This is a genomic window from Methylobacterium brachiatum (genome assembly GCF_020523825.1).
GTDB lineage: Bacteria > Pseudomonadota > Alphaproteobacteria > Rhizobiales > Beijerinckiaceae > Methylobacterium > Methylobacterium brachiatum.
This window is the reverse complement of record NZ_JAJALK010000003.1, coordinates 181,240-206,659: the sequence shown is the minus strand read 5'-3', so window position 1 is coordinate 206,659 and position 25,420 is coordinate 181,240. Positions and strand designations below refer to the sequence as shown.

The 25,420-nt window shown below is 69.7% G+C and carries 27 protein-coding genes; 18 read left to right on the top strand and 9 right to left on the bottom strand.

Annotation, left to right across the window (positions count from 1 at the left end):
- The first annotated feature begins 12 nt into the window (after positions 1–12).
- Complete coding sequence (locus tag LGR69_RS08080; protein ID WP_230365714.1) at positions 13–270, top strand: CCDC90 family protein; 258 nt, start codon at positions 13–15, stop codon at positions 268–270.
- A gap of 24 nt (positions 271–294) precedes the next feature.
- Here the strand turns inward: LGR69_RS08080 and LGR69_RS08075 are convergent, their stop codons facing one another.
- Both LGR69_RS08075 and LGR69_RS08070 read right to left on the bottom strand, forming a co-directional pair.
- Positions 295–1,035, bottom strand: coding sequence for a pseudouridine synthase (locus LGR69_RS08075; RefSeq protein ID WP_122162463.1), 741 nt, complete (start codon positions 1,033–1,035; stop codon positions 295–297).
- Positions 1,032–1,937: a class I SAM-dependent methyltransferase gene (locus tag LGR69_RS08070; protein ID WP_122163006.1), complete on the bottom strand. Its 906-nt coding sequence runs from the start codon at positions 1,935–1,937 to the stop codon at positions 1,032–1,034. Before LGR69_RS08070 ends, LGR69_RS08075 begins: the two co-directional genes overlap by 4 nt.
- A 242-nt stretch (positions 1,938–2,179) precedes the next feature.
- Here LGR69_RS08070 and LGR69_RS08065 point away from each other — a divergent pair, with 242 nt between their 5' ends.
- A complete protein-coding gene (locus tag LGR69_RS08065) occupies positions 2,180–4,258 on the top strand; it encodes a prolyl oligopeptidase family serine peptidase (RefSeq protein WP_230365713.1) in 2,079 nt (692 codons plus the stop codon).
- 99 nt (positions 4,259–4,357) lie between these two features.
- On the opposite strand, the gene era is transcribed toward LGR69_RS08065, so the two are convergent.
- The 5 genes from era to LGR69_RS08040 form a co-directional block, all read right to left on the bottom strand.
- Complete coding sequence (gene era, locus LGR69_RS08060; protein WP_091862839.1) at positions 4,358–5,344, bottom strand: GTPase Era; 987 nt, start codon at positions 5,342–5,344, stop codon at positions 4,358–4,360.
- On the bottom strand, positions 5,341–6,105 hold the full coding sequence (gene rnc / locus LGR69_RS08055) for a ribonuclease III (RefSeq protein ID WP_039902523.1): 765 nt from the start codon (positions 6,103–6,105) through the stop codon (positions 5,341–5,343). The genes era and rnc overlap by 4 nt, the downstream gene beginning before the upstream one ends.
- Before the next feature lie 11 nt (positions 6,106–6,116).
- On the bottom strand, positions 6,117–6,917 hold the full coding sequence (gene lepB / locus LGR69_RS08050; RefSeq protein ID WP_007561051.1) for a signal peptidase I: 801 nt from the start codon (positions 6,915–6,917) through the stop codon (positions 6,117–6,119).
- A gap of 249 nt (positions 6,918–7,166) precedes the next feature.
- Complete coding sequence (gene acpS, locus LGR69_RS08045; RefSeq protein ID WP_007561049.1) at positions 7,167–7,565, bottom strand: holo-ACP synthase; 399 nt, start codon at positions 7,563–7,565, stop codon at positions 7,167–7,169.
- The gene (locus LGR69_RS08040; RefSeq protein WP_230365712.1) at positions 7,562–8,311 is read right to left on the bottom strand and encodes a pyridoxine 5'-phosphate synthase; all 750 of its coding nucleotides are present in this window, start codon (positions 8,309–8,311) and stop codon (positions 7,562–7,564) included. The genes acpS and LGR69_RS08040 overlap by 4 nt, the downstream gene beginning before the upstream one ends.
- Positions 8,312–8,686: 375 nt before the next feature.
- Between LGR69_RS08040 and rpsF the strand changes: the two genes are divergently transcribed.
- The 10 genes from rpsF to LGR69_RS07990 all read left to right on the top strand — a co-directional run bounded on the left by rpsF (position 8,687) and on the right by LGR69_RS07990 (position 17,381).
- The gene (rpsF, locus tag LGR69_RS08035; protein ID WP_007561046.1) at positions 8,687–9,145 is read left to right on the top strand and encodes a 30S ribosomal protein S6; all 459 of its coding nucleotides are present in this window, start codon (positions 8,687–8,689) and stop codon (positions 9,143–9,145) included.
- A gap of 3 nt (positions 9,146–9,148) precedes the next feature.
- A complete protein-coding gene (gene rpsR / locus LGR69_RS08030; RefSeq protein ID WP_007561044.1) occupies positions 9,149–9,400 on the top strand; it encodes a 30S ribosomal protein S18 in 252 nt (83 codons plus the stop codon).
- A gap of 129 nt (positions 9,401–9,529) precedes the next feature.
- Positions 9,530–10,564: a hypothetical protein gene (locus LGR69_RS08025; protein ID WP_230365711.1), complete on the top strand. Its 1,035-nt coding sequence runs from the start codon at positions 9,530–9,532 to the stop codon at positions 10,562–10,564.
- A 41-nt stretch (positions 10,565–10,605) separates the two neighbouring features.
- Positions 10,606–11,178, top strand: coding sequence for a 50S ribosomal protein L9 (gene rplI / locus LGR69_RS08020; RefSeq protein ID WP_007561034.1), 573 nt, complete (start codon positions 10,606–10,608; stop codon positions 11,176–11,178).
- Positions 11,179–11,481: 303 nt separating this feature from the next.
- Complete coding sequence (locus LGR69_RS08015) at positions 11,482–12,969, top strand: replicative DNA helicase (protein ID WP_007561032.1); 1,488 nt, start codon at positions 11,482–11,484, stop codon at positions 12,967–12,969.
- A 94-nt stretch (positions 12,970–13,063) separates the two neighbouring features.
- Entirely contained in the window at positions 13,064–13,513 is a 450-nt protein-coding gene (locus tag LGR69_RS08010; RefSeq protein ID WP_007561030.1) for a cupin domain-containing protein, read from the top strand.
- Positions 13,514–13,523: 10 nt separating this feature from the next.
- The gene (locus LGR69_RS08005; RefSeq protein WP_230365710.1) at positions 13,524–14,426 is read left to right on the top strand and encodes an SMP-30/gluconolactonase/LRE family protein; all 903 of its coding nucleotides are present in this window, start codon (positions 13,524–13,526) and stop codon (positions 14,424–14,426) included.
- Positions 14,423–15,325 (top strand): VOC family protein, encoded by a 903-nt coding sequence (locus LGR69_RS32015; protein ID WP_230365709.1) that lies wholly within the window; start codon positions 14,423–14,425, stop codon positions 15,323–15,325. Before LGR69_RS08005 ends, LGR69_RS32015 begins: the two co-directional genes overlap by 4 nt.
- A gap of 83 nt (positions 15,326–15,408) precedes the next feature.
- The gene (gene lgt / locus LGR69_RS07995; protein WP_230365708.1) at positions 15,409–16,314 is read left to right on the top strand and encodes a prolipoprotein diacylglyceryl transferase; all 906 of its coding nucleotides are present in this window, start codon (positions 15,409–15,411) and stop codon (positions 16,312–16,314) included.
- Complete coding sequence (locus tag LGR69_RS07990) at positions 16,311–17,381, top strand: class I SAM-dependent methyltransferase (protein WP_230365707.1); 1,071 nt, start codon at positions 16,311–16,313, stop codon at positions 17,379–17,381. The genes lgt and LGR69_RS07990 overlap by 4 nt, the downstream gene beginning before the upstream one ends.
- A gap of 33 nt (positions 17,382–17,414) precedes the next feature.
- Here LGR69_RS07990 and LGR69_RS07985 read toward each other — a convergent pair whose 3' ends face one another.
- The gene (locus LGR69_RS07985; protein WP_230365706.1) at positions 17,415–17,612 is read right to left on the bottom strand and encodes a fibronectin-attachment protein (FAP); all 198 of its coding nucleotides are present in this window, start codon (positions 17,610–17,612) and stop codon (positions 17,415–17,417) included.
- Between the two features lie 146 nt (positions 17,613–17,758).
- Here LGR69_RS07985 and pgeF point away from each other — a divergent pair, with 146 nt between their 5' ends.
- The 3 genes from pgeF (at position 17,759) to LGR69_RS07970 (ending at position 20,633) form a co-directional block, all read left to right on the top strand.
- Positions 17,759–18,529 carry a peptidoglycan editing factor PgeF gene (pgeF, locus tag LGR69_RS07980; RefSeq protein WP_230365915.1) on the top strand — a complete coding sequence of 257 codons (771 nt, stop codon included), beginning with the start codon at positions 17,759–17,761 and terminating at the stop codon, positions 18,527–18,529.
- Between the two features lie 292 nt (positions 18,530–18,821).
- Positions 18,822–19,661 (top strand): outer membrane protein, encoded by an 840-nt coding sequence (locus tag LGR69_RS07975; protein WP_122162452.1) that lies wholly within the window; start codon positions 18,822–18,824, stop codon positions 19,659–19,661.
- 210 nt (positions 19,662–19,871) lie between these two features.
- The gene (locus LGR69_RS07970; protein WP_007558752.1) at positions 19,872–20,633 is read left to right on the top strand and encodes a DUF2076 domain-containing protein; all 762 of its coding nucleotides are present in this window, start codon (positions 19,872–19,874) and stop codon (positions 20,631–20,633) included.
- Positions 20,634–20,717: 84 nt separating this feature from the next.
- On the opposite strand, the gene LGR69_RS07965 is transcribed toward LGR69_RS07970, so the two are convergent.
- Positions 20,718–22,100 (bottom strand): LLM class flavin-dependent oxidoreductase, encoded by a 1,383-nt coding sequence (locus tag LGR69_RS07965; protein ID WP_230365705.1) that lies wholly within the window; start codon positions 22,098–22,100, stop codon positions 20,718–20,720.
- Positions 22,101–22,588: 488 nt separating this feature from the next.
- Between LGR69_RS07965 and LGR69_RS07960 the strand changes: the two genes are divergently transcribed.
- Genes LGR69_RS07960 through LGR69_RS07950 form a run of 3 tightly spaced genes read left to right on the top strand, consistent with a single transcriptional unit; the run spans position 22,589 to position 25,393 of the window.
- Positions 22,589–23,620, top strand: coding sequence for an ABC transporter substrate-binding protein (locus LGR69_RS07960; protein WP_230365704.1), 1,032 nt, complete (start codon positions 22,589–22,591; stop codon positions 23,618–23,620).
- Between the two features lie 4 nt (positions 23,621–23,624).
- Positions 23,625–24,524, top strand: a complete 900-nt coding sequence (locus tag LGR69_RS07955; protein WP_230365703.1) for an ABC transporter ATP-binding protein — start codon at positions 23,625–23,627, stop codon at positions 24,522–24,524.
- Complete coding sequence (locus LGR69_RS07950) at positions 24,521–25,393, top strand: ABC transporter permease (RefSeq protein ID WP_122162447.1); 873 nt, start codon at positions 24,521–24,523, stop codon at positions 25,391–25,393. The genes LGR69_RS07955 and LGR69_RS07950 overlap by 4 nt, the downstream gene beginning before the upstream one ends.
- Positions 25,394–25,420: the final 27 nt, after the last annotated feature.

Here is a 25,420-nt window from a genome sequence, read left to right as displayed (position 1 = left end):
ATAAGTCCCCGCATGGCGGGCGTCGCATTCGATACGCTGAAATTTGCCCGGACCCTCCGGGACAAGGTCAAGCTCTCGTCCGAGCAGGCCGAGGGCTTGGCCGATGCCATGGCCGAAGCGCTTCAGGGCGATCTCGTCACGAAGGCAGATCTGCGCGCCGAATTGGCAGAGACTCGCGCCGAGATCGTGCGCTGGGTCGCCGGATTGATCGGCTTTCAGACGCTGGCGATCATCGGAGCCGTCGTCGCCCTCGCCCGGTCGCTTCATTGAGGCCGTAGTCCAGGTGCAGAGCGATCAGGTGCCCGCGAACACGGCGGCGATATCGGCCGGACCCATAACCCGGTAGCCCCCGGCCGGCAGGTCCGCCGGCAGGTCGAGCCCGCCGACCCGGTCCCGATGCAAAGCCACGACGTGGTTGCCGATGGCGGCGAACATCCGGCGCACCTGGTGGTAGCGGCCTTCCGTCAGCGTCACCGCGCAATGGGTGGGATCCTCGACGTCCAGATGCACCGGCAGCAAGGGCCGGTCCTCACCCTCCAGCACTAGCGTGCCGGACGCGAAGGTCGCTCCCTCGGTGCCGTCGAGCGGCCGGTCTAGGGTGACCCGGTAGCGCTTGGCCACATTCGCCTTGGGCGCGATGATCCGGTGGAGCAGCGCGCCGTCATCGGTGAGCAGCAACAGGCCGGAGGTCTCCTTGTCGAGGCGCCCCACGGTGGAGAGCGGCGGGTCGCGCCGGCGCCAGCGTTCGGGCAACAGCCCGTAGACGAGGGGCCCGGCCTCCTTGTGCGAGCAGGTCACGCCGAGCGGCTTGTGCAGCATCAGGCACAGGCCCGGCAGCGGATCGACCGGCGCGCCGTCGACGGTCAGACGCTCCGGAAGATCGGGATCGAGGGCGATCCGGTCGCCGGCATCCGCCAGCTCGGCGCCGTCCAATAGGATCGCGCCGGCGCGGGCCAGCCCCTGGATCTCGCGGCGCGACCCGTAGCCGAGATTGGCCAGCAGCTTGTCGAGGCGGACGGATTTGGCCGCCTTCATCGGCGCGCCTCGTAGACCCGGTAGCCCCCGGCCTGCACCGTGACCGAGACGTCACGGAACGCGGCACCCAGGGCGGTCTCGTAGGGCAGGTGCGCATTGGCCACGAGCCACAGCGTGCCGCCCTTGCGCAGCGCCTCCGCGGCCCGGGCAATGAAGGTTCGGCCGAGCGCCTGATCCTCGGTGCCGCCATCGTGGAACGGCGGATTCATCACGACGAAGTCGAGGCTGCCCGGCACCGCGCCGGCCGCCCGGATATCGGCCCAGACGATCGTCGCCCGCGGATCGGCGACGTTGCGATGCGCCATCTCGACGGCCCGGCGATCGATCTCCACCAGCGTCAGCGCGGTGACCGCGGGCGAGCCCAGGATCGCCCGGGCGAGGATCCCGAGACCGCAGCCGAGATCGGCCCCCTTGCCCTTCAGCGGCGGCAGGTTCGCCAGGAGCAACGCCGTACCGGGATCGAGCCGGTCCCAGGAGAAGACGCCGGGCTGCGTGCACAGAGCGAGGTTGTCGACGTGGCGCGGGCTACCCTCGTCGATCGCCGCGGTCAGCCCGGCCGGCTCCGGCGGCCGGACGAGCCTGCAGATCCGGTGGTGGCGGCGCGGCTCGTCGGCAGCGTGACACGCGAAAGCGGCCAGTTCCTTGGCCAGCCGCGTGCCGCCCCGGTCCTTCGGCGCGAGTGCCAGCATCCGGCCGCCGGGCACGAGCGCCCGCAACGTATGAGCGAGCACGTAGCGCCGCTCGATCGTGCCGGGGGGCGCCAGCACGGTCGCGGCATCGAGGCTGCCCTCGGTCAGGTCCTCGAGCCGGGCTGAGCCGGGGATCAGGGGGGAAAGCTGGACGGCGTCGCCGGGGACCTCTGCGAGGTCGACCGGCGGCAGGCCGTAAACGGCATGGCGCATGAACAATTCAGGATCTGGAGAGCTGGCATCGGAACGCGAATCCACAGCGGAGCGGGAAGCCCGCACCCGACTCGGATCATCCGGAGGGAACGTCGCCTGTTACCCGGAATGGCTCCGAAAGCCCAGCCTCGGGGTCGCCGCACGGACTTGTCAGAGGGCAGACCGTCCGCCGCGGGCGAGCCCCTGCCCCTGCTCCATCGGGGCGGTTCCCGAATCCCCAAACCCGGGTCTATCTTGCGGTCATGACCGCTCCGAACGACCCGCGCCCGACCCTCCAGAATCCGGACGACGATCCCTACCTGTGGTTGGAAGAGATCGATGGGCCGGAGGCGCTGGCCTGGGTCGAGGCCCGCAACGCCGAGACCCTGGCCCGCTACGGCGATGCCGCCTTCGCCCGGGATCGCGACACCGCGCGGACCATCCTGGATCGGCCGGAACGTATCCCGTTCGTCTCGCGCCGGGGCGGGCTGCTCTATAATTTCTGGACGGATGCCGAGCACCCGCGCGGCCTGTGGCGGCGCACCGACGAGGCGAGCTTCCGGACCGAGTCGCCGGACTGGGACATCCTGCTCGACCTCGATGCGCTTGCCGCCGCGGAGGGCGAGGATTGGGTCTGGGCCGGGTCGTCGGTCCTGAAGGAGGGTCACGACCGCGCCCTGCTGTCCCTCAGCCGGGGCGGCGGCGACGCCAAGGTCGTGCGCGAGTTCGACCTGACCGCCCGCCGCTTCGTGGCCGACGGCTTCGTCCTGCCGGAGTCGAAGGGCGGTGCGGCCTGGCTCGACCGCGACACGCTGCTGGTCGCGAGCGCCTACGGCGACGGCATGGCCACCCGCGCGGGCTACCCCCGCGCCACCCGGATGTTGTCGCGCGGCTCGGATCCGCTGGCCGCCGCAGTGCTGTTCGAGGTACCGGAGACCAGCATGGCCGCCTGGGCCTCGGTGGACCGGGAGACGGGCGTCGAGCGGCTCGTCTTCATCGAGCAGATCGGCTTCTTCGACACGACGATCCACCTCGGCGACCGGAGCGGCCCGCGCACCCGGCTCGACCTGCCCTCGGACGCGGACGTCCAGATCGACCGGGATTACCTCGCGGTGCGGCCGCGCCAGCCCTGGCTGGTAGGCGGCGTGGAGCACGCGACCGACACGGTGCTGGCGATGCCGCTCTCGGCATTCCTGGCGGGTCGCCGCGACTTCACGGTCCTGTGGCGGCCGGACGAGCGACGGGCGCTCCAGGACGTGTTCTGGTCGGCGGGGCGCCTGTTCGTCCATGCGCTCGACGACCTGCGCCCGACCTACACGGTCTGCACGCCCGAAGGGGGGGCCTGGACGACACGGCCGCTCGACGGGCTGCCGGCCCTCGGCAGCGTCCATGTCTGGCCCCTCGACGGCGACCCCGAGGAAGCGGACGGCACGCTGCTGGCGACCGTGCACGACCCTGTGACGCCCGCGACGCTGCTCAGCATCCCGCCGAGCCTCGAAGCACCCACGGTGCTGCGCCGGACCCCGCCGGCTTTCGACGCGCAGGGCCTGCGGGTCACCCGGCACGAGGCAATCTCGGCGGACGGCACGCGGGTGCCCTACGTCCAGACCGGACCGGAGGCCCTGACCGGCGAGGCTCCGGTGCATATGACGGCCTATGGCGGGTTCCGGCTCCCGCTGCTGCCGAGCTATTCCCCGGTCCTGGGCAAGCTCTGGCTGGAGCGAGGCGGCACGAGCGTCGTCGCCAATATCCGCGGGGGCGGCGAGTTCGGCACGCGCTGGCACGATGCCGGCCGTCGCGAGGGCAAGGCACGGGCCCATGACGATTTCGCCGCGGTCGCGGCCGACCTCGTGGCGCGCGGCGTGACCCGGCCGGGCCGGATCGCCGCGGAAGGCGGCTCGAATGGCGGCCTGCTGATCGCCAACATGCTGACCCGCTATCCGGAACGGTTCGGAGCGCTGTTCTGCACGATCCCGCTGATCGACATGCGCCGCTACACCAAGCTCCTGGCCGGGGCGAGCTGGATCGCGGAATACGGCGACCCGGACGATCCGCAGGATTGGGCCTTCCTCGGCGCGATCTCGGCCTACCACAAAGCCGAGGCGGGCCGGCCCTATCCGCCGATCCTGCTGGCCACCAGCCGCCGCGACGACCGGGTGCATCCCGGCCATGCCCGCAAGATGGCCCGGAAGCTGAACGCCCTCGGCTACGACGCGTCCTTCTACGAGCCCGCCTCAGGCGGTCACGGCTACGGCAAGGACAATGCCGAGACGGCATCGTTCCTGGCGCTCGGCCTGACCTTCCTGCGTCGCTCAATCGGCTGGGATGCCCCGGAGGCCTAGAGTCCGGGTTTCAAAAGGTCTTCGACCTTTTGCGGGTGTAGGGCAGAGCCCTGCAAGTCTGGGGGGCTCTGCCGAAGGGCGAGCCCCCGGAAACCCGGTTCAGCCGCGGGGGAATTCCAGGCCCATCTCGCGGTAGCGGGCGGGGTCGTCGGCCCAGTTCTCACGCACCTTCACGTGCAGGAACAGGTGGACCTTGGCGTCCGCCGCCTCGGCGATCCCGATGCGGGCCGCCTGACCGATCGCCTTGATGGTCTGGCCGCCCTTGCCGAGCACGATCGAACGCTGGCTCTCGCGCTCGACGAAGATCGTCTGCTCGATCCGGACCGAGCCGTCCGGCCGGATCTGCCACTGGTCGGTCTCGACCGTGGAGCGGTAGGGCAGTTCCTCGTGCAGCCGGTCATAGATTTTTTCCCGGGTAATCTCCGCGGCGAGCATGCGCAGCGGCGCGTCCGAGACCTGATCCTCCGGGTAGAGCCACGGGCCCGGCGGCATCCGGGCGGCGAGCGCACGGCGCAGGTCGCCGACGCCGTCACCCTTGAGCGCCGAGATCATGAATGTCTCGGCAAACGGCGAGGCCGCGTTGAGCTTGGCGGCCAGATCGAGCAGCCGCTCGCGCGGGATCAGGTCGATCTTGTTGAGGATCAGCATCTTCTCGCGCTTCACCTCGCCGAGGCGGCTCAGAATCGCCTCGACCTCCTCGTCCAGGCCCTTGCGGGCATCGACCAGCAGGCAGACCGCATCCGCGTCGGCGGCGCCGCTCCAGGCGGAATGCACCATCGCCCGATCGAGGCGGCGCTTGGGCGCGAAGATGCCCGGGGTGTCGACCAGGATCACCTGGGCCGAGCCCTCGATCAGGATGCCGCGCACGAGCGCCCGGGTCGTCTGCACCTTGCGCGAAACGATCGAGACCTTCGTGCCGACCAGGTTGTTGAGGAGGGTCGACTTGCCGGCATTCGGCACGCCGATCAGCGCGACGAAGCCCGCCCGTGAATCCGCGGGCGTGCCCGGAAGCGTCGATGGCGCCTTGGGGGCCGGCCCCTCGGCATGCCCCTCGTCCTGTCCGTCGTCTTGTTCGTGGTCGGTCATGCTGTCTCCGTCGGCCCCGTCTCCGGGACGGTGCCGATTCCCTCGCGCTCCATCAGCGCGCGGGCGGCCTCCTGCTCGGCGACACGCTTCGAGGTGCCCTCGCCGTGACCCGGCTCGAGCCCCTCGACTTGTACGGCAATGCGGAACCGGGGCGCATGATCCGGGCCGGTGCGCTCGACCACCGCGTAGACGGGGATCGGCAGGCTCCGGCCCATGGCCCATTCCTGCAGGGCGGATTTGGCGTCGCGGCCGCGATGGGCTGCCATGGGCTCGGCTGGATGGAAATGCGCCTCGACGATCACCCGGGCGGCCTCGAAGCCGGCATCGAGGTAGATCGCACCGAGGATCGCCTCGCAGACGTCGGCCAGGATCGTCTGGTTGCGCCGGCCGCCGCCCATCACCTCGCCCTGGCCGAGGATCAGGTGCGGCCCGACCTCCCAGGAGGCGGCCACCGCCGCGCAGGTCTCCCGGCGCACGAGGCCGGCCAGGCGGCGTGACAGGTCGCCTTCGTCCGCGTCGGGAAAGGCGGCGTAGAGGCGGTCGGCCACGGCTAGCCCGAGCACCCGGTCGCCCAGGAACTCCAGGCGCTGGTAGCTGCCGCCGCGCCCGGTGGCCTTGCTGGTATGGGTGAGCGCCCGGGTCAGCAGGTTCTGATCGGCGAAGCTATGGCCGATCCGCTCCTCCAGGACGCCGAGCGGCGGCCTGGGCTTGTGGGAACGCCGTGCCCGGGAAGACGGTCGGGCCTGTCCAGCCTCGTCCAAGTTCGGGCCGTTCAATGGATGGTCGAGAACAGGCGCGACCAGCGCACATGGGCCGGCCAGTTCCAGAGCTGCCAGGCCGGGGTGCCCTCGTCGATCGAGAAGAAGATCATCTCGGCGCGCCCGACCAGATTGGCGAAGGGCACGTAGCCGACGCTCGCGAGATCGCGCGAATCGGTGGAGTTGTCGCGGTTGTCGCCCATCATGAAGAAGTGGCCGCTGGGCACGGTGTAGAGCTCGGTCTTGTCCCAGAAGCCGTTGTCGCCGTCGCGCTCGATCACCCGGTGGACGACGCCGTTGGGCAGCGTCTCGAGATACTGGGGCACCTTGGTCGCCTGCCCATAGGGATCGGTGGTCTCGTAATCGGCGATCCGCTCGCGCTTGACCGGCTTGCCGTTGATGTTGAGCACGCCGTCGATCATCTGGATCTTGTCGCCCGGCAGGCCGATCACGCGCTTGATGTAATCCGTGGCGTTGTCCTTGGGCAGCTTGAACACCGCGATGTCGCCGCGCTTCGGCTCGGCCGCCCAGACGCGCCCATCCGCCTGGATCGGAATGTATTCCGAGAGCGGCAGGGAGTATTTCGAGTAGCCGTAGGAATACTTCGAGACGAACAGGTAATCGCCGATCAGCAGCGTCGGCACCAGCGACCCCGACGGGATGTTGAACGGCTGGAACAGCAGCGTGCGGACCACCAGGGCGATCAGCAGCGCCTGGACGCCGACCTTCAGCGTCTCGCGGATGCTGGCCCAGGTGCCGGTCTCGACCGGTTTCGTCAGCGGCTTGCCGTCGTGATCCACGCGTGCGCGTTCCATCTTCAGACTCAGATTCCGTCGCCGGAGCACGCCCCAGCTTTTCCGTTCTCGTACGATACGCCCGGAACCGGCTTCCGCCCGTCCGCATCATACGCCAGCCGCCCGCGAGGCCCGGCCCCGCCGCCTGCGGCTGATCTGCGGTTGTCCCGAGGAATGCGCCGCAATCGTGTCCGCTGGTGCGGCGGTCTAGACCAAGCGCGAGCCCCCGGCAACGCGCGAGGGTAGCGGGCTAATCCGCCATCCCGGGTCTCACGCCGGCAGCGCCTCGATGATCACGAAGGCTTGAGCCATGGGCGGATCGTCCGTGAGGCTCACATGCAGCCGGCCCTCATGCCCCGCCGGCAGCATCTCGGCGAGTCGCGCGGCGGCACCGCCGGAGAGCCGCAGGGTCGGCTGGCCGGAGGGCAGGTTCACCACCTCCATGTCGCGCCAGAACACGCCGTTGCTGAGGCCGGTGCCCAGCGCCTTGGCGCAGGCCTCCTTGGCGGCAAAGCGCCTGGCGTAGCCCGGCGCGCGGGCGGCGCGGCGGTCGCAGCGCGCCCGCTCGCCATCGGTGAACACCCGGTGCGTGAAGCGGTCGCCATGGCGCGCGAGCGTCCGGGCGATCCGGTCGATGTCGCAGAGATCCGAGCCGATGCCGATGATCATGGGCGCCGCGCGCGATCCATGGCGGCCCGCATGTCGCGCACCGCCTGGGCGAGCCCGACGAAGATCGCGTCGGCGATCAGGGCGTGGCCGATATTCAGCTCCCGGATCTGCGGCAGCGCCGCCACCGGCCCGACGCTCCGGACCGTGAGCCCGTGCCCGGCATGGATCTCCAGGCCGAGCCCGGCGCCGTGCTCGGCCGCCCGCGTGATCCGCGCCAGTTCGTGGGCAACCCGCGCCTCATCGCCCGCCACGGCGGCCTCGCAATAGCTGCCGGTGTGCAATTCGACCACCGGCGCGCCGAGCGCACGGGCGGCGTCCATCACCGCAGGCTCGGGCTCGACGAACAGAGAGACGCGGATCCCGGCCTCCGCCAGGGCGCGGATCCGGGGGGCGAGGTGATCGCGTCCGTTGACGATGTCGAGGCCGCCCTCGGTGGTGCGCTCCGCGCGCTTCTCCGGCACCAGGCAGGCGGCGTGGGGGCGTGTCGCCAGGGCGATCGTCACCATCTCGTCGGTGGCCGCCATCTCGAAGTTGAGGGGCACGGTGAGATCGCGCTTCAGCGCGGCGATGTCGGCGTCCCGGATGTGACGCCGGTCCTCGCGCAGATGCGCCGTGATGCCGTCCGCCCCGGCCTCGACCGCCAGGAGGGCGGCCCGCACCGGGTCGGGATAGGACTCGCCGCGGGCGTTGCGCACCGTGGCGACGTGATCGATGTTGACGCCGAGGCGCAGCTTTTCGGAGGTCATGGGCCGATTCGTCCCGGGGCCGCCACGGTCCGGCGGGCGCCCTCGAACCGCCGATATGTTGGCGATCCGCCCGATGGGCAAGCCGCGCCGGCGCTCAGGCGGTCGAGCCGCGTCGAGACCGGCCGGTCTTGCCAGCCTGCGAAAAACCGATTATGCGCCGCCCCTCGCGTTCGCTCCGGCCGGGGGCTGAACGGACGGTGCCGCTTGCGGCATAGGATCCTGAACGATCCGTCGTCCGGTGTCTCCGCCTTCGATCAACCGCTCGGGCCTGCAAAAACGGCTCGAAGGGCTTGGCGCCGAGCGTCTCGCGAATGAACCGGCCCGAACCAGCCGCCTCCGGGCGGCCGGGCTCCTTTTGACACTGAAAGGCCCGATATGCCTCTCTACGAGCACGTGCTCTTGGCCCGGCAGGACGTGACGTCCCAGCAGGTCGAGACGATGATCGACACCTACAAGGGTGTGATCGAGCAGAACGGCGGCCGCCTCGAGAAGATCGAGATGTGGGGCGTGAAGTCCCTGGCCTACCGCATCAAGAAGAACCGCAAGGCGCATTTCGCGCTCCTCAACATCGACGCCCCCCCGGCCGCCATCGCCGAGATGGAGCGTCAGATGCAGATCTCCGAGGACGTGCTGCGCTTCATGACCGTCCGGGTCGAGGATCTCGATTCCGAGCCGTCGGCGATGATGCAGAAGCGCGACCGCGACGACCGCAAGGATCGCGAGCGCGGCCGGCGTCGTGACGATGACGGCTTCGGTGGCGGCGGCGGGTTCGGCGGCGGCGAGCGCCCCGAGCGCGGCGATCGTCCCGAGCGCAGCTTCGGCGGGGAGGGCTAAACCATGGCTTTCGGTGCTGGTGCAGGCGGCGGACGCCGTCCCTTCTTCCGTCGTCGTAAGACTTGCCCGTTCTCCGGCGCGAACGCGCCGAAGATCGACTACAAGGACGTCAAGCTCCTGTCCCGCTACGTGTCCGAGCGCGGCAAGATCGTCCCGTCCCGCATCACCGCGGTCTCGGCCAAGAAGCAGCGCGAGCTCGCCCAGGCGATCAAGCGCGCCCGTTTCCTTGGCCTGCTGCCCTACGTGATCAAGTAGGCTGATTCGACTGGCCGGCCCGGCATCGACCCGGGCCGGCTTCCTCAGAGAGCGATGCGACATCGCTCGATCGTTGGGGCGCAGCGACGCCTCTAACCCTGCCGTGACGGCAGCGGGACAGCGGAACCCATGGCACAGCATATCGGCATCGGTATCGGCGCGGGCCTCGTCTCCGCACTCCTGTTCGGGGTGCTGCTGAAGGCGACCCCGCTGGCGATCCTGCTCTACCTCGTCGCGCCTCTGCCGATCCTCATCGTCGGCCTGGGCTGGAGCCACAAGGCCGCCCTCACGGCGGCGGCCGCCGGCAGCCTCGCCCTGGCGCTCGTGATCGCGCCCTTCATGGGCCTCGCCTACGCCGCCTACATCGCCCTGCCGGCCTGGTGGCTCGCCTACCTGACGCTGCTCGGCCGCGAGACGCCGTCCGGCCTCGAATGGTACCCGACCGGCCGCCTCCTCGGCTGGACCGCCGCCACGGCCGCCCTCGCCTTCATCGCCATCGCGGTCCTGTCCTCGCCGAACCACGCGGCCTTCGACGCGCAGCTGCGCGGGCTCGCCCGCACGCTGGTGCAGGTCCGCGACCCCGCCGCCCGGCCGGCGACCGAACCCCGCCGCACCGACGCGCCGCAAGCCGAAGCCGGCTCTCCCGCCCCCGACGCGGGTGCCAAGCCGGACGCGACGCCCAAGCCCGGCCAGGACGAGGCCGAGGTGACGCGAGGCGAAGTCGCTGACGCCCTCGCGCGCGTCGTGCCGGCCTTCGCGGCCAACGGGCTCACCCTGCTCTTGACCTTCTATCTCTGGGCCTCGGCCCGGATCGTGAGGATCTCCGGGCGCCTGCCTCGGCCCTGGCCGGACCTGCCGTCGACCGCCATGCCGCGCACGACCCTGGTTACCCTGGCAGCCGCCGTGCTGATGTGCTTCGCCCCCGGCTTCATCGGGGTGTTCGGCGTCGCGCTGGTCGGCGCCTTCAGCGCGGCCTTCGCGCTCCAGGGGCTCGCCGCCTTCCACGACCGCTCGCGCGGCCGGCCGGGGCGCGGGCTCATGCTGTTCGGCATGTACCTGATCCTGTTCGTGACCCAGGGCGTCGCCCTGGTGGCACTCACCCTGTTCGGCCTGGCCGACACCGCCCTCGATCGCCGCCGTCCGAAGGACAACCCGGCGCCGTGAGTCCCCGGCCCGTGCGGCCGACCAACTGAAGGAAAATGACGATGGAAGTGATCCTGCTCGAGCGCGTGGCCAAGCTCGGCCAGATGGGCGAGACCGTGAACGTCCGCCCGGGCTTCGCCCGCAACTTCCTGCTCGCGCGCGGCAAGGCGCTGCGCGCGACGGAATCCAACAAGAAGCACTTCGAGTCGCAGCGCGCCCAGCTCGAGGCCCGTAACCTCGACCGGAAGAAGGACGCCGAGGCCGTCGCCGAGAAGCTGAACGGCCAGAGCTTCATCCTGATCCGCCAGTCGGGCGAGACCGGCGTGCTCTACGGCTCCGTCTCCACCCGCGACCTCGCCGAGGTGGTGGCCAAGGAGGGCTTCACCGTCGATCGCGGCCAGTTCATCCTGAACCAGCCGATCAAGACGCTGGGCCTGCACACCGTCCCGGTGGTGCTGCACCCCGAGGTCGAGGTCCAGATCACCGTCAACGTCGCCCGCAGCCCCGAAGAGGCCGAGCGTCAGGCGCGCGGCGAGTCGGTCACCGAGCGCGAGGCGTTCAACCTCGACGACCTCGGCCTGGAGGTCGGCATGGCGCTGGCCGATGCCGGCGAAGGTGCCGACGACCGCGGCTGAGTCCGTCGGGATCCACGGCTGGCGCCGCTCCGCAAGGGCCCTTCGGCTCGCGCGGGGCGGCGTCGCCCGCATCCCTGTATAGCGGTGAACATTGGGGATCATTCGCCCCAAGACTTGACACGTTCCAGTTTTGTTCCAGCATGGACGCCCGCCCCTCGCGAGAGTCGGCGGGCGTCCGTTCGTCCGGGCCGAGGACCGGATGAGCCGGCCGTCGGCTAGGCTTCGGTAACCTTACCGTGGCCAATGTCGCGCGGTGTGATCCTGGTGCGCCCGTCGCGGCGCCTGATTCGGAGTCGTCCGCCGATGGCCCTGCCCAATGCGCTCACGGCCAAGCTGGAAGCGGTTCAAGCTGAGTACCGCGTCGCGCCGCACAACATCGATGCGGAGCAGGCGCTGCTCGGCGCCATCCTGGTGAACAACGACGCCTATTACCGGGTGTCGGACTTCCTGCTGGCCGAGCACTTCATGGAGGATGCCCACCAGCAGATCTTCTCGGTGGCCGCCTCGCTGATTCGGGCCGGCAAGCTCGCCACGCCCATCACCATGAAGACCTATCTGGGCGACGCCGATTTCGGCGGCCAGACGGTGATGCAGTACCTCGCGAGGCTGGCGGCCGACGCCACCACGGTGATCAATGCCGGCGCCTACGGCCGGACGATCTACGACCTCGCGATCCGCCGTCGCCTGATCACGATCGGCGAGGATCTGGTCAACGGCGCCTACGAGGCGCCGGTGGAGCAGGCGCCCCGCGACCAGATCGAGGAGACCGAGCGCCGGCTCTACGAGCTCGCCGAGGCCGGGAAATACGACGGCGGCTTCCAAAAATTCTCCGACGCGCTCACCGCCGCGGTGGACATGGCCGCCAAGGCCTACCAGCGCGACGGCAAGCTCTCGGGCATCGCCACCGGCTTATCCGACCTCGACGCCAAGATGGGCGGCCTGCAGCCCTCCGACTTGATCATCCTCGCGGGCCGCCCGGCCATGGGCAAGACCTCGCTGGTGACCAACATCGCCTTCAACATCGCCAAGGCCTATCGCGGCGAGAAGCAGGCGGACGGCACGATGCAGACCGTCAACGGCGGCATCGTCGGGTTCTTCTCCCTGGAAATGTCGGCCGAGCAGCTCGCCACCCGTATCATCGCCGAGCAATCGGGCGTGCCCTCGTACAAGATCCGCCGCGGCGACATCCGGCCGGAGGATTTCTACAAGATCACCGACGCCGCCCGGGACATGCAGACGATCCCGTTCTACATCGACCAGACCGGCGGCATCTCGATCGCCCAGCTCGCCGCCCGGGCCCGGCGCCTGAAGCGCCAGAAGGGCCTGGACCTGCTGATCGTCGATTACCTGCAGCTGCTCTCCGGCTCCGGCAAGCGCAGTGACAACCGCGTGCAGGAGATGACCGAGATCACCACCGGCATGAAGGCGCTGGCCAAGGAGCTGGCGGTGCCGATCATCGGGCTCTCGCAGCTCTCGCGTCAGGTCGAGAACCGCGACGACAAGCGCCCGCAGCTCTCGGATCTGCGTGAATCCGGCTCGATCGAGCAGGACGCCGACGTGGTGATGTTCGTGTTCCGCGAGGAATACTACGTCAACAACAAGAAGCCGCGCGAGGGCACGGAGGAGTTCTTCGCCTGGGAGGCGGAGATGAACCGCGTTCACGGCAAGGCCGAGGTCATCCTCGGCAAGCAGCGTCACGGCCCGACCGGCACGGTCGAGCTGCAGTTCGACGCCAACATCACCCGGTTCTCGAACCTGGCGCAGAGCGAGCGGCTGCCCGAGCAGATGTGATCACCTTCGTGGCGGCCGCTCCGCGCGGCCGCGAACCATCGCCACACCCGGCCGTTGTGCGGAAGACGATTGTCCCGCCGCCGCAGGAGCGATGATGAGCGAGCCGACCCCTCCGAAGATGCCGTATTGGCACGTCTATACCGACGCGGAGGGGGTGAGCCGCCAGGAGCGATTTTTCATCGAGCGTTTCAAGTTCGAGGGGATCAACCCCGAGACGGCGCCGCAATGGAACGACAAGATGGAGCCGGCGCCCTCGGTGGTGACCTTCACGGTCCTGCCGGTCGGCTGGGTCGGCGAATGGCATGAGAATCCGAGGCCGCAATGGATCGCGATCCTGTCGGGCCGCTGGTTCGTGGAGACTATGGATGGCCACCGGGTCGAGATGGGCCCGGGCGAGCTGATGATGGGCGAGGATCAGAACACCAGGGCGCGCGACGGCAGGAAGGGCCACCTCTCGGGCACCGTGGGCGACGAGCCCTGCACGATGATCGTCACGGGGCTCCAGGTGGAGCCCACCGTGAACCAGCCCGGCCGCTTCAAGTAGGGGCCGCGGCATGGACGGTTTCGAACTGACGCAGCCACGCTTCAAGGCGTATGTGCTGCCGAACGCGCCGCTGGAAAAACTCGCCGAAGGCTTCGGCTGGGCCGAAGGCCCGGTCTTCTTCGGCGACCGCAACGAGCTGCTGTTCTCGGATCTCCCGAACAATCGGGTGATGCGCTGGACGGATGCGGGCGGCCTCAGCGTCTACCGCGCGTCGAGCGACTTCGAGAACGGCCATGCCCGGGACCGCCAGGGGCGGCTCCTGTCCTGCTCGCATCGCGGCCGGCGCATCCACCGGACCGAGCTCGACGGCAGCATCACCAGCCTGGTCGAGCGCTACCAGGGACGGCGGCTGAACTCGCCCAACGACATCGTCTGCAAGTCCGACGGCACGATCTGGTTCTCGGACCCGCCCTACGGCATCCAGACCGACTACGAAGGCGGCAAGCAGGAATCCGAGCTGCCTGCCGCACTCTACCGGTTCGACCCGCGCGACGGCTCGCTGCGGGTGGTGGCGGACGACTTCCAGGGACCGAACGGCCTGTGCTTCTCGCCGGACGAGCGAAAACTCTACGTGGTCGAGACCGGGCTGCAATTCGCCACCGATCCGCTTCAGAACATACGTGTGTTCGATGTGGCCGAGGATGGCCGTCTGTCCGGCGGGAACGTGTTCTGCACGATCGCACCGGGCAATGCCGACGGGATCCGGTGCGACGAGCAGGGCAATCTCTGGTCGAGCGCCGGCGACGGCGTCCACTGCATCGATCCCGGCGGCGAATTGGTCGGCAAGATCCTGGTGCCCTCGCCGGTTGCGAACCTCGCCTTCGGCGGCCGCAACAACAGCCGCCTGTTCCTGTGCGCTTCGCATGCGCTCTACGCGATCTACACCAACGTGCGCGGAGCGCGGCTGCTGTGAGCGGCGTTCGGGCCGTCGCCGGCTTCAGCCGTACCGTTGCGGACCTCGCGGTCACGGAGGACTTCTACCGCGACGCTCTCGGCTTCGAGCGGGTCGCGCCACCCGAGCCGGTGCCGGCCGCGCACATTGAGGCGATGGGGCTCGCCGGGGTGAAGGGGCGGCAGCTGCGCCTGCGGCTCGGCCGCCAGACGGTAACGTTCGTGGCCGTCGAACCGGCCGGTTCCCCCTACCCGGCCGATCCCCTGGCGACCGATCCGTTCTTCCAGCACCTGGCCATTCCGGTTCGCGACATGGACGCCGCGATGGCTCGGCTTACCCGGCTCAACCCGACCACGATCAGCCGGGGCGGCGCGCAGGTCCTGCCCGCCGCCACGGGGGGCGTCACCGCCTACAAGTTTCGCGATCCGGACGGGCATCCGCTCGAGCTGATCTTCTTTCCCGATGGCCCGCCGGCGGACCGCTGGCGCGACGCGCCGGGCCTGTTCCTCGGGATCGACCATTCGGCGATCACCGTCGCCGATCTCGACGCGACCCTGTCGTTCCTCACCGGGCCCCTCGGCCTCGCGGTCGCGCAGAAAGGCGTGAACCGGGGGCCCGAACAGGGCCGGCTCGACGGCATCGACGATCCCGATGTCGATGTCATCGCGCTCGAGCCGCCGGTGCCGGCGCCGCATGTCGAGCTGCTGCATTACCGGCACCCGGCGCCCCGGCACGCGTCACGCACCGTGTTCGGGCCGGCCGACCGCGCCTCGACCCGTTTCGTCTTCGCGGTCGCGGATATGGGCAGCCTGCTGGCGGCGCTGCGCCAGGCGGGCTTCGCGCCGCGCGCCTCCGCGGACGGCCGGGCTGCCTATTGCGCGGGCCCGGATGGGCACGGGTTCCTGTTCGTGAAGGCCTGATGCCCGCAGGCGGAGGCTGCGTGCCGCGCACTTGACGCGCCGCCCCTCCGGCGTCCAATCCGGCCGCCCCGGAGGTCAGACCGATGCCGCTCCTCGCCCTGCCCTTTCCGGCCATCGATCCGGTGGCGATCGCGATCGGGCCGATCACGATCAAATGGTACGCTTTGGCCTACATCGCCGGCCTGATCGGCGGTTGGTACTACGCGCGCCGCCTGGTCATGGCCGACAGCCTGTGGGGCGTGGTCAAGCGCCCGCAGGTGGTCGACATCGACGACCTGGTCGTCTGGGTGGCGCTCGGCGTCGTGCTGGGCGGGCGGATCGGCTACGTGCTGTTCTACAACCTGCCGATGTACATCGCCGACCCGATGGAGATCCTGGCGATCCGCAACGGCGGCATGTCGTTCCACGGCGGGTTCCTCGGGGCGATCCTGGCCTTCCTGTTGTTCGCCCGCGCCAAGAAGCTCAACGGTTACACGCTGCTCGATATCGGCGCCGTGGTCGTGCCGATCGGCCTGTTCTTCGGGCGGATCGCGAATTTCGTGAACGGCGAGCTCTGGGGGCGGGTCGCGCCGGACTTCCCCTACGCAATCGTGTTCCCCACCGGCGGTCCGCTGCCGCGCCATCCGAGCCAGCTCTACGAGGCCGTCACCGAGGGCCTGCTGCTGTTCATCGTCATGGCGCTCACTGTCCGCCGGTTCGGGTTCCGCAAGCCGGGCCTGCTCGGGGGGATCTTCGTGCTCGGCTACGCGCTGGCCCGGACATTCTGCGAGTTCTTCCGCGAGCCGGACCGGCAGCTCGGCTTCCTGTTCGGCGACCATCTCGGGCCGATGGGCGGCGGTGTCACCATGGGCATGCTGCTCTGCGTGCCGATGATGATCGTCGGGCTCACCTACATCCTGCTCGCCGCGACCGGGCGGACCCGCCCGCGCAATCCGGTGGCCGTGTCCGGGACAGACCAGGAGGCGCGTGAGGCGCCCGCCAAGGCGTGACGCCGCTCGGAGCCGAGATCGCGGCGCTGATCCGCCATGGCGGGCCGATCGGCATCGACCGCTACATGGCGCTGTGTCTCGGCCACCCGGTCCACGGCTATTACCGCACCCGTGATCCGCTCGGCGTGCGCGGCGATTTCACGACCGCACCCGAGATCAGCCAGATGTTCGGCGAGCTGCTGGGCGCCTGGTCGGGCTACGTTCACGGCCGGATGGGTCGGCCGGACCCGCTGGTCCTGGTGGAACTCGGCCCCGGCCGGGGCACGCTGATGGCGGATGCCCTGCGGGCCCTCGGGACGGCGGCTCCGGGCGTCCGGGTGACTCCGCATCTCGTCGAGACCGGCGCGGTGCTGCGGGCCGTCCAGGAGCGAACCCTCGCGGGGAAAGGCGCCACCTGGCACGCCGGAATCGAGACCCTGCCCGCGGGCCCGGCGATCATCCTGGCCAACGAGTTCTTCGATTGCCTGCCGGTCCGGCAGTTCGAGCGTCGCGCGACCGGCTGGCACGAGCGCCAGATCGGGCTCGGCCCCGAAGGCGATTTCGTCTACGGCCTGGCCCCCGAGGCGACCCCGGGGATCGAGGCGGAGGGCCCCGAGGGCAGGCTGCTGAGCGTGCCGGGGGTCGGGCTGGCGCTGATGCGGCAACTCGCCCGCCGCCTGCGCGAATCGGGCGGCGCGCTGCTGGCGATCGATTACGGCCATAGCCGGCCGGGCTTCGGCGACACCCTTCAGGCCCTGTCCGGGCATCGCTTCACCGATCCGCTGGCGGCGCCCGGAGACGCGGATCTCACGCATCACGTCGATTTTGCCGCCCTCGCGAAGGCCGCCCAGGCCGAGGACGCGACGGTTCACGGGCCGGTGGCGCAGCGGGACTTTCTGCTTACCCTGGGCCTGAACGCCCGCGCCGAGCGCCTGAAGGCCCGCGCCACCCCGGCTCAGGCTGCGGCGATCGATGCGGCCGTCGAGCGACTCACAGATGCGAGCCCGACGGGAATGGGCAATCTGTTCAAGGTGTTGGCCGTGACGGGCCCGGGTCTCGGGCCGCTGCCCGGGTTTCCCGAAGCCTGAGGCTCCGAACCCGGACGGCAGCGCGGGATGTGCTCAGCCGAACGAACCGAAGCCGGCGTCGGAGCCGCTCGGTGCCCGCGGGGTCGGCGGTGCGGGCGGGTTCGGGTCGGAGGGGTCGAGTTCGCCGAGCTCACGCACGACGGGGTGTTCGGATGAGCTCGGGTTCCGGTGTTCCGGGACCTCGGGGGCCTTGGTCTCGATCGGGGAGTCGTTCTCGGTCCGTCGTGACATTGCGATCCTTCTCGGAAGAATCCGGAACCCGGACTCATGCTGCAATGCAGCAAGAATCTGACGGTTCCACGACATCGTCAAGGGGCAGCCATTCCGCTATCGAGCGCGACACCAGGACCGCGAGGGAGCCGACCGTGACCGCAGGCATGTACATCGAGGCGCCGGAACTCTCGTCGCATGCACGCGTGCGCCACGCCTTCTTCACCCGGGTCGGCGGCGTGTCCGAGGGCATCTACGCCACGCTCAACGGCGGGCTCGGCTCCCAGGACGTCCCGGAGCGCGTCGCCGAGAACCGGACGTGCATGTGCGCGCAGCTCGGCCTGGCGCCGGACCGGCTCGTCAGCCTGTATCAGGTCCATTCCGCCGAAGTGGTCACCGTCGAGGCGCCCGTCCCGGCCGCGGATCGCCCGAAGGCCGACGCCATGGTAACGCGGGTGCCCGGTCTCGCCCTGGGAATCGCCACCGCCGATTGCGGGCCGATCCTGTTCGCGGATCCCGAGAACGGGGTTGTGGGCGCAGCCCATGCCGGCTGGAAGGGCGCGCTCACCGGGGTGATCGAGGCGACCGTCCGCGCCATGGAGGCGCTGGGCGCCCGGAGACGGCAGATCGTGGCCGTGCTCGGGCCGACGATCAGCCAGGCCTCCTATGAGGTCGGCCCGGATTTCGTCGCACGCTTCCGCACCGAGGCGCCGGGCATGGACCGGTTCCTCGGCCCGGGCACCCGCGAGGACCGCGCGCAGTTCGATCTCCCGGGCTTCATCCTGGCCCGGCTCGGCGAGGCGGAGATCGGCGAGGCTGCGATGCTGAACCTCTGCACCTATGCCGATCCGGAGCGCTTCTACAGCTATCGCCGGACCACCCACCGCGGCGAGCCCGATTACGGGCGCCTGATCTCGGCCATCGCGCTGACGCCCTGACCTTTTCGACACGCCCCGACGCAAGCGTGGCCGATGCCGTCCAGGGGGTGCGACACTTTGTCAAACCGAATAGGCGGAAAAAAGCGTGGCCATAAGCGAACCTTGACCATTCGGGCGCGTTTAGACGCTCGAGGTGCCGGGGAAGAACCGCGGATTGCCAGAAGGGGCCGTGATGAGCGGTCGGCGATACCGCAGCGCGTAAAGCAGCCCTGGAACCGCTGGAATGCAGCCAGATCCGCGTTCCGTTTCGGCCTTGCGAGGCCGGGGCGGGGCCACCCGTGAGGACCAGATGATGAAATCCCTGCTTCGCGCCACCACCGCCCTTGCGGGCGTCGCCCTCGCCGGCTCGGCCTTCGCCGCCGACCTGCCGCGCCGCGCCGCCCCGCCGCCCGTCTTCACCCCGGTGCCCGTGTTCACCTGGACCGGCGCCTATTTCGGTATCAACGCCGGCTACGCGTTCGATGCCAGCAGCCGCTCGAACAACTCCACCTTCGGCGTGCCCTTCCCCTACGCCGCCCCCGGCACCACCGCGACGTTCCGCGACCGCAGCCAGGACGGTTTCTCCGGCGGTGGTCAGATCGGCTATAACTACCAGTTCACCCCGGGCTCGGGCGTGGTGGTCGGCATCGAGGCCGACGCCCAGTACCTCGACTTCGGTCGTAACCGGAACAACGCCTTCATCAGCGGCGCCGTGGCCCCGGGCTACTACGTCACCGACCCGCGCGGCCTGTCGAGCCTCGACTACTTCGGCACCGTGCGCGGCCGTCTCGGCTACGCCTTCGACCGCACCCTCGTGTACGGCACCGGCGGCTTCGCCTACGGCTCGGGCAGCGCCGACCGTTCGTTCGGTGGTTTCGCCGGCAACGACAGCTTCCGCACCGGCTACGCCGTCGGCGGCGGCATCGAGTACGCGCTCCCCACCGACTCGTTCCTGAACTTCTTCCGCTCGTCGGCCGTGACGCTCAAGGTCGAAGGCCTGTACGTCAACCTGGAGCGCGGCACCCGCAACCAGGGCGCCCTGGTGGTCAACGCCGCCAACCTCGTCCCGGTCGCCTACAGCGCCATCGGCCGCCGCGACGACGAGTTCGCCGTGGTCCGCGCCGGCCTGAACTACAAGTTCGGCTCGTACTAAGAACGAGACCCGGCGCGCCCCGCGCGCCGGTCCGGATCCGAACGATGAAAGAGCCCGGCCGAAAGGCCGGGCTCTTTCGCGTTTGGGCCCTGCGCCGGCCTGAATGAAGTTTTCGCAACCGCCCCTGACAAAGCGTCACCGCACACCCATGTCCTCTGCGGCCGTGCGGCGCGTTCGAGCCCGCGGGTACGACTTGAGGAGGAGAACTCCATGAATAGCGAAGAACGCGACGTCATCTCCGGCATCTTCCAGCGCCTGGAGCAGGCCCAGAGCCAGCCCCGCGACGCGGAGGCCGAGCGCTTCATCGCCGAGAAGATCCGCGCTCAGCCCTACGCCCCCTACGCGATGGCGCAGCTGATCTACGTGCAGGAAGAGGCGATCAAGAGCCTGAACCAGCAGCTGGAGCAGGCGCGAAGCCAGGCGGCGCCGGCCCAGTCCTCGGGTGGCGGCGGCTTCCTGTCGAGCATCTTCGGCGGTGGCGGCAGCCAGCGCCAGGAGCCGCAGCCGGGCTACGGCCAGCAGCGCCCGGCCGGACAGCCCTGGGGCGGCGGTGGCGGCGCGCCGCAGGGCTATCCCCAGCAGGGCTACCCGCAGCAGCCGGGCTACCCGCCGCAGCAGCAGGGCGGCCCGTGGGGCGGCCAGCCGCAGGCTCCGGCCCGGGGCGGCGGCTTCATGGCCACCGCGCTGCCGATGGCGGCCGGCGCGGCCGGCGGCATGCTGCTCGGCAGCGCCCTGTCGAACGCCTTCGCGGGCGGCCATTCGAGCCTCGGCAGCGCCGCGGCTGCGGGCCTCGGCGGCGGTGGTGAGACGGTGGTGAACAACTATTACGGCGACGGCGGCGGCAACCAGGATCTCGGGTCGGCGCTCGACGGCGGCGGTAGCGGCAGCGACTTCCAGGATGCCAGCTTCAGCGATCCCTCGGGGGATTTCGGCGGCGATCTCGGCGGCGGCGACGACAGCGACTGGACCTGATCGATCCGGCCACCCCACAATCAGGCCCGGTCGCGCTCACGCGCGGCCGGGCTTTTTGTTTCGAGACCGCCCGAACGGTTTCGGTCAGACGGGTTGAACCCACCCCGCCGCCGCTCCCCGGAAGGCGTGGGCGGCGTGGCGTTCCGGCAGCCGGTCGCCCTGCCCGAACAGCTTCCGTCGATAGGACCCGTCGGCGTAGGCGGTCTTGTAGAGCCCTCGGTCCTGTAATTCCGGGATCACAATATCGATGAAGTCGGAGAAGCTTTCGGGGACGACGATGCGGCTGAGGTTGAACCCGTCCACTTCGCCCTCCTCGACCCAGGCCTGGAGTTCGTCGGCGATCGAGACCGCGTCGCCCGCCAGCACCGCGTAGCGCCCGCCGAGCTCGAGCTCTGCCAGGAGGTCGCGCTTGGTCAGGCCGCGCTTCGCGGCAGCCGCGTTGGCGGACTGGATGGCGTTGCCCGGACCATAGGGAATCGCCTCGTCGAGGCCGTAGCGCGCGAAGTCGATCCCGGTCGAGGCGGAGAAATGCGCCAGGCCCGCCTCCGGACTCGCGTAGCGCAGGTAATCGGCGCGCTTTTCCTCGGCCTCGGCCCGGCTGCGCCCGGGTATCACCGCCAGCCCGACGAACACCTTCACGTCCTCCGGGTGGCGCCCGGCCGCCACCGCCTCGGCGCGGATGGCGCGAACGGCCTCCCGGGCCGTCCCCCGGTCGCGGGCCGAGATGAACACGCACTCGGCGTGGCGCCCGGCGAAGGCCCGGCCGCGGCCCGAGGCGCCTGCCTGGTAGAGCACCGGCGTGCGCTGCACCGACGGCTCGCACAGATGATAGCCTTCGACGTCGAAGAACGTGCCGTGATGCGAGACCGGGCGGATATGGGCCGGATCGCTGAACACCCGGGCCTCCCGGTCTCGGCGCGCGGCCGCGTCGTCCCAGCTGCCCTCCCAGAGCTTGTAGAGCACCTCGAGATACTCGTCGGCATAGTCGTAGCGCCGGTCATGGCTGGGCAGGGTGCCGCCGCTCAGCCCACGATGGGCGCTGTCGAGATAGCCGGTGACGATGTTCCAGCCGATGCGGCCGCTGGTGAGGTGGTCGAGGGTGGAGAGGCGGCGCGCGAAGGTGTAGGGCGCCTCCGTGTGGACATTGACCGTCACGCCGAAGCCGAGATGCTCGGTCACCGCCGCCATGGCCGGGACCAGCAGGCTCGGGTCGTTGACCGGGAGCTGCACGGCCTCGCGCGCGGTGACATCGATGCCGCCGCCGTAGATGTCGTAGACGCCGCTGATATCGGCGATGAACAGCCCGTCGAACAGGCCGCGCTCCAGGAGCTTCGCCTGATCGGTCCAGTAGCGGAGCGTGTTGTAGTCCGACGAGCGGTCGCGCGGATGGGTCCACAGCCCGTGGTTGATGTGGCCGACGCAGTTCATGTTGAACGCGTTCAGCCGGATCTGCTTTCTGGCGACCATTCAGAGCGCTCCGTGCCGGGGCGGCAGCCGGCCTTCGAGAAGGGCGGCGCCGATCCGGCGATACGTCCACCACACGGGGTCACGACGCAAACGATCCCCTGTCAGCCGAACGGGCAGGAGCCTGATCCGTTCGGAACGCGCAAGCCCTGCGGCGTCGATGCCGCGGCTTATCGATCATCGCATCGCAACGGCTCCGCAGCAGCGTTCTGAATCTCGTCGGTCGCGCGGCATTCCGCACCCCGAACCGTACGAACCGCGCCGGGAGAGAAGAGCGTTCTGCCGTGTCGCGCCGGAGCGGTCATGGCGGCCTTCGAGCGCGATCGAAGGAGCGAGAATATCCTTTCGACCGAGCCGCCGAGAGATATAGCATCTCTTCTGTATTGTTCTGTAAAAAGAACGTTCTCGTTGACCATTCAACGCACCCTAGGCAGATTGCACCCTGTAATCGGGCTGTGCCTGCACGCCTCTACCGACCCCTGCGAGGAATTATGATCGGCACGCGACGCACCCTGTTCTCGCGCCGCCATGCGGCCGCCTTGTTGGCCTCCGTACTGGCCGTTGCCGCACTCGGCCCGGCCGCCGCGGCGGAGGGGCAGCTGCGCATCGCGAAGCAGTTCGGCGTCGTCTACCTGCTGCTCAACGTGGCGGAAGATCAGAAGCTGATCGAGAAGCACGGCGCGAAGGCCGGCCTCGACATCAAGGTGGAGTACGCGCAGCTCTCCGGCGGCTCGGCGGTGAACGACGCGCTCCTGTCGGGCAGCATCGACGTCGCGAGCGCGGGCGTCGGGCCGCTGTTCACGCTGTGGGATCGCACCCGCGGCCGGCAGAATGTGAAGGGCGTCGCGTCGCTCGGCAACTTTCCCTACTACCTCGTCTCCAACCGGCCCGAAGTGAAGACGATCGGCGACTTCACCGACAAGGACCGGATCGCGCTGCCGGCGGTCGGCGTCTCGGTTCAGGCCCGCATCCTGCAATGGGCCTCCGCCAAGCTCTGGGGCGACAAGGATTTCGCCCGGCTCGACAAGATCAGCGTCGCCGTCCCGCATCCGGAAGCCTCGGCCGCGATCATCAAGGGCGGCACCGAGATCACCGGCCATTTCGGCAACCCGCCGTTCCAGGAGCAGGAGCTCGCCGGCAACCTGAACGCCCACGTCGTCCTGAATTCCTACGCGGTCCAGGGCGGCCCCGCCTCCTCGACGGTGCTCTACGCCACGGAAAAGTTCTACCGCGACAGCCCGAAGACCTACACGGCCTTCGTGGACGCCCTCGCGGAAGCCGCGCAGTTCATCACCGACAATCCCGAGACGGCCGCGGATATCTACATCAAGTCCAACGCCAGCCGGATCGACCGCGACCTGCTGCTCAAGGTCATCCGCAACCCCGAGGTGACCTTCAAGATCGAGCCGCAGAACACGATCGGGCTCGGGCAGTTCATGCACCGCGTCGGCGTGATCCGGAGCGAGCCGAAGACCCTCGACGATTACTTCTTCGCCAATCCCCGCATCGCGACCGGCAGCTGAGCCGATGAGTCTGGTCGATGAGCGCCGCGCTATCGCGCGGGTCCAGCGGGACATCGCGGCCGCGCCGGTCCTTGCCCACAATGCGGAATCCGAGTCTGCGCCGACGCCCCTGCCGGCGCCATTGCTGCGGGTCTCGGACCTGACCCTGGAATACCGCACCCCGGAGCGCGTGGTTCGGGCGACCCACCGGGTCGGGTTCGATGTCTACGAGGCCGACCGCTTCATCCTGCTCGGCCCCTCGGGCTGCGGCAAATCCACCCTGCTCAAGGCGATCGCCGGCTTCATCCCGCCGGTGGAGGGATCGATCACCCTCGGCGGCGAGGTCGTGCGCGGGCCGGGGCCGGACCGCATCGTGGTCTTCCAGGAATTCGATCAGCTGCCGCCGTGGAAGACCGTCGCGCAGAACGTGGCCTTCCCGCTGCGCGCCGCCGGCCTGGTCGGCCGGCGCGAGGCCGAAGCCCGGGCGCGGCACTCCATCGACAAGGTCGGCCTCACGCCGTTCGCGGACAGCTACCCGCACCAGCTGTCCGGCGGCATGAAGCAGCGCGTCGCCATCGCCCGCGCGCTCGCCAGCCAGCCCAAGGTGCTGCTGATGGACGAGCCCTTCGCGGCGCTCGACGCGCTAACCCGGCGCAAGATGCAGGAGGAGTTGCTGGCCCTCTGGGAGGAGGTGCGCTTCACCCTGCTGTTCGTGACGCATTCCATCGAGGAGGCGCTGGTGGTCGGCAACCGGGTGGCGCTGCTCTCGCCCCATCCCGGCCGGTTGCGGGGCGAGTACAACAGCCACGATTTCGACCTGGCGAGCGTCGGCAGCGCGGCGTTCCAGGCGGCGGTGCAGCGCCTGCACGGCCGCCTGTTCGAGACCGACCCCGAAACCTCCGTCCCGGTGGCTCCCGCACGATGACCCAGCACGTCCGTCCGCCGATCCGATCGGAATACGATCTCGTGCTGGCGCCCTTCGTGGAGGCGCCGGTCGAGCGCAGGCTGCCGCTCTCGACGCGGGTCTGGCAGCAGGGCTGGCTCCGCAAGGGCCTGATCCTCGTCGTGCTCGCCCTCGCCTGGGAAGCGCTGGCCCGGTGGCAGGACAACGACCTGCTGCTGCCCGGTTTCGGCGCCACCCTGTCGGCCCTCGCGGAGGGCCTGGGCAGCGGCGAGCTTCTGGAGCGGGCCCGGATCTCCCTCACGGTGCTGGCGGAAGGCTATGTCGGCGGCGTCGTTCTGGCCTTCGCCCTGACGACGCTCGCGGTCTCGACGCAGTTCGGCCGCGACCTGCTCTCGACCCTGACGGCGATGTTCAACCCGCTGCCGGCCATCGCGCTGCTGCCGCTGGCCCTGCTCTGGTTCGGGCTCGGCTCCGGCAGCCTGATCTTCGTGCTGGTCCACGCGGTGCTGTGGCCGCTGGCGCTCAACACCTTCGCGGGCTTCCAGGGCGTGCCCGAGACCCTGCGCATGGCCGGGCGCAATTACGGCCTGACGGGCCTGTCCTATGTCTGGCAGATCCTGATCCCGGCGGCCCTGCCGGCGATCCTGTCCGGGCTCAAGATCGGCTGGGCCTTCGCCTGGCGTACCCTGATCGCGGCCGAGCTGGTCTTCGGCGCCGCCTCCGGCCAGGGCGGGCTCGGCTGGTACATCTACCAGAACCGCAACGAGCTCTACACCGACCGGGTCTTCGCCGGCCTCTTGCTGGTCATCGCGATCGGGCTCATCGTCGAGAACGTCGTGTTCGCGACGTTCGAGCGGCTCACGGTCCGGCGCTGGGGCATGGTGCGCTGACGCCGCCCGAGGCCTCCTCGCCTTCGC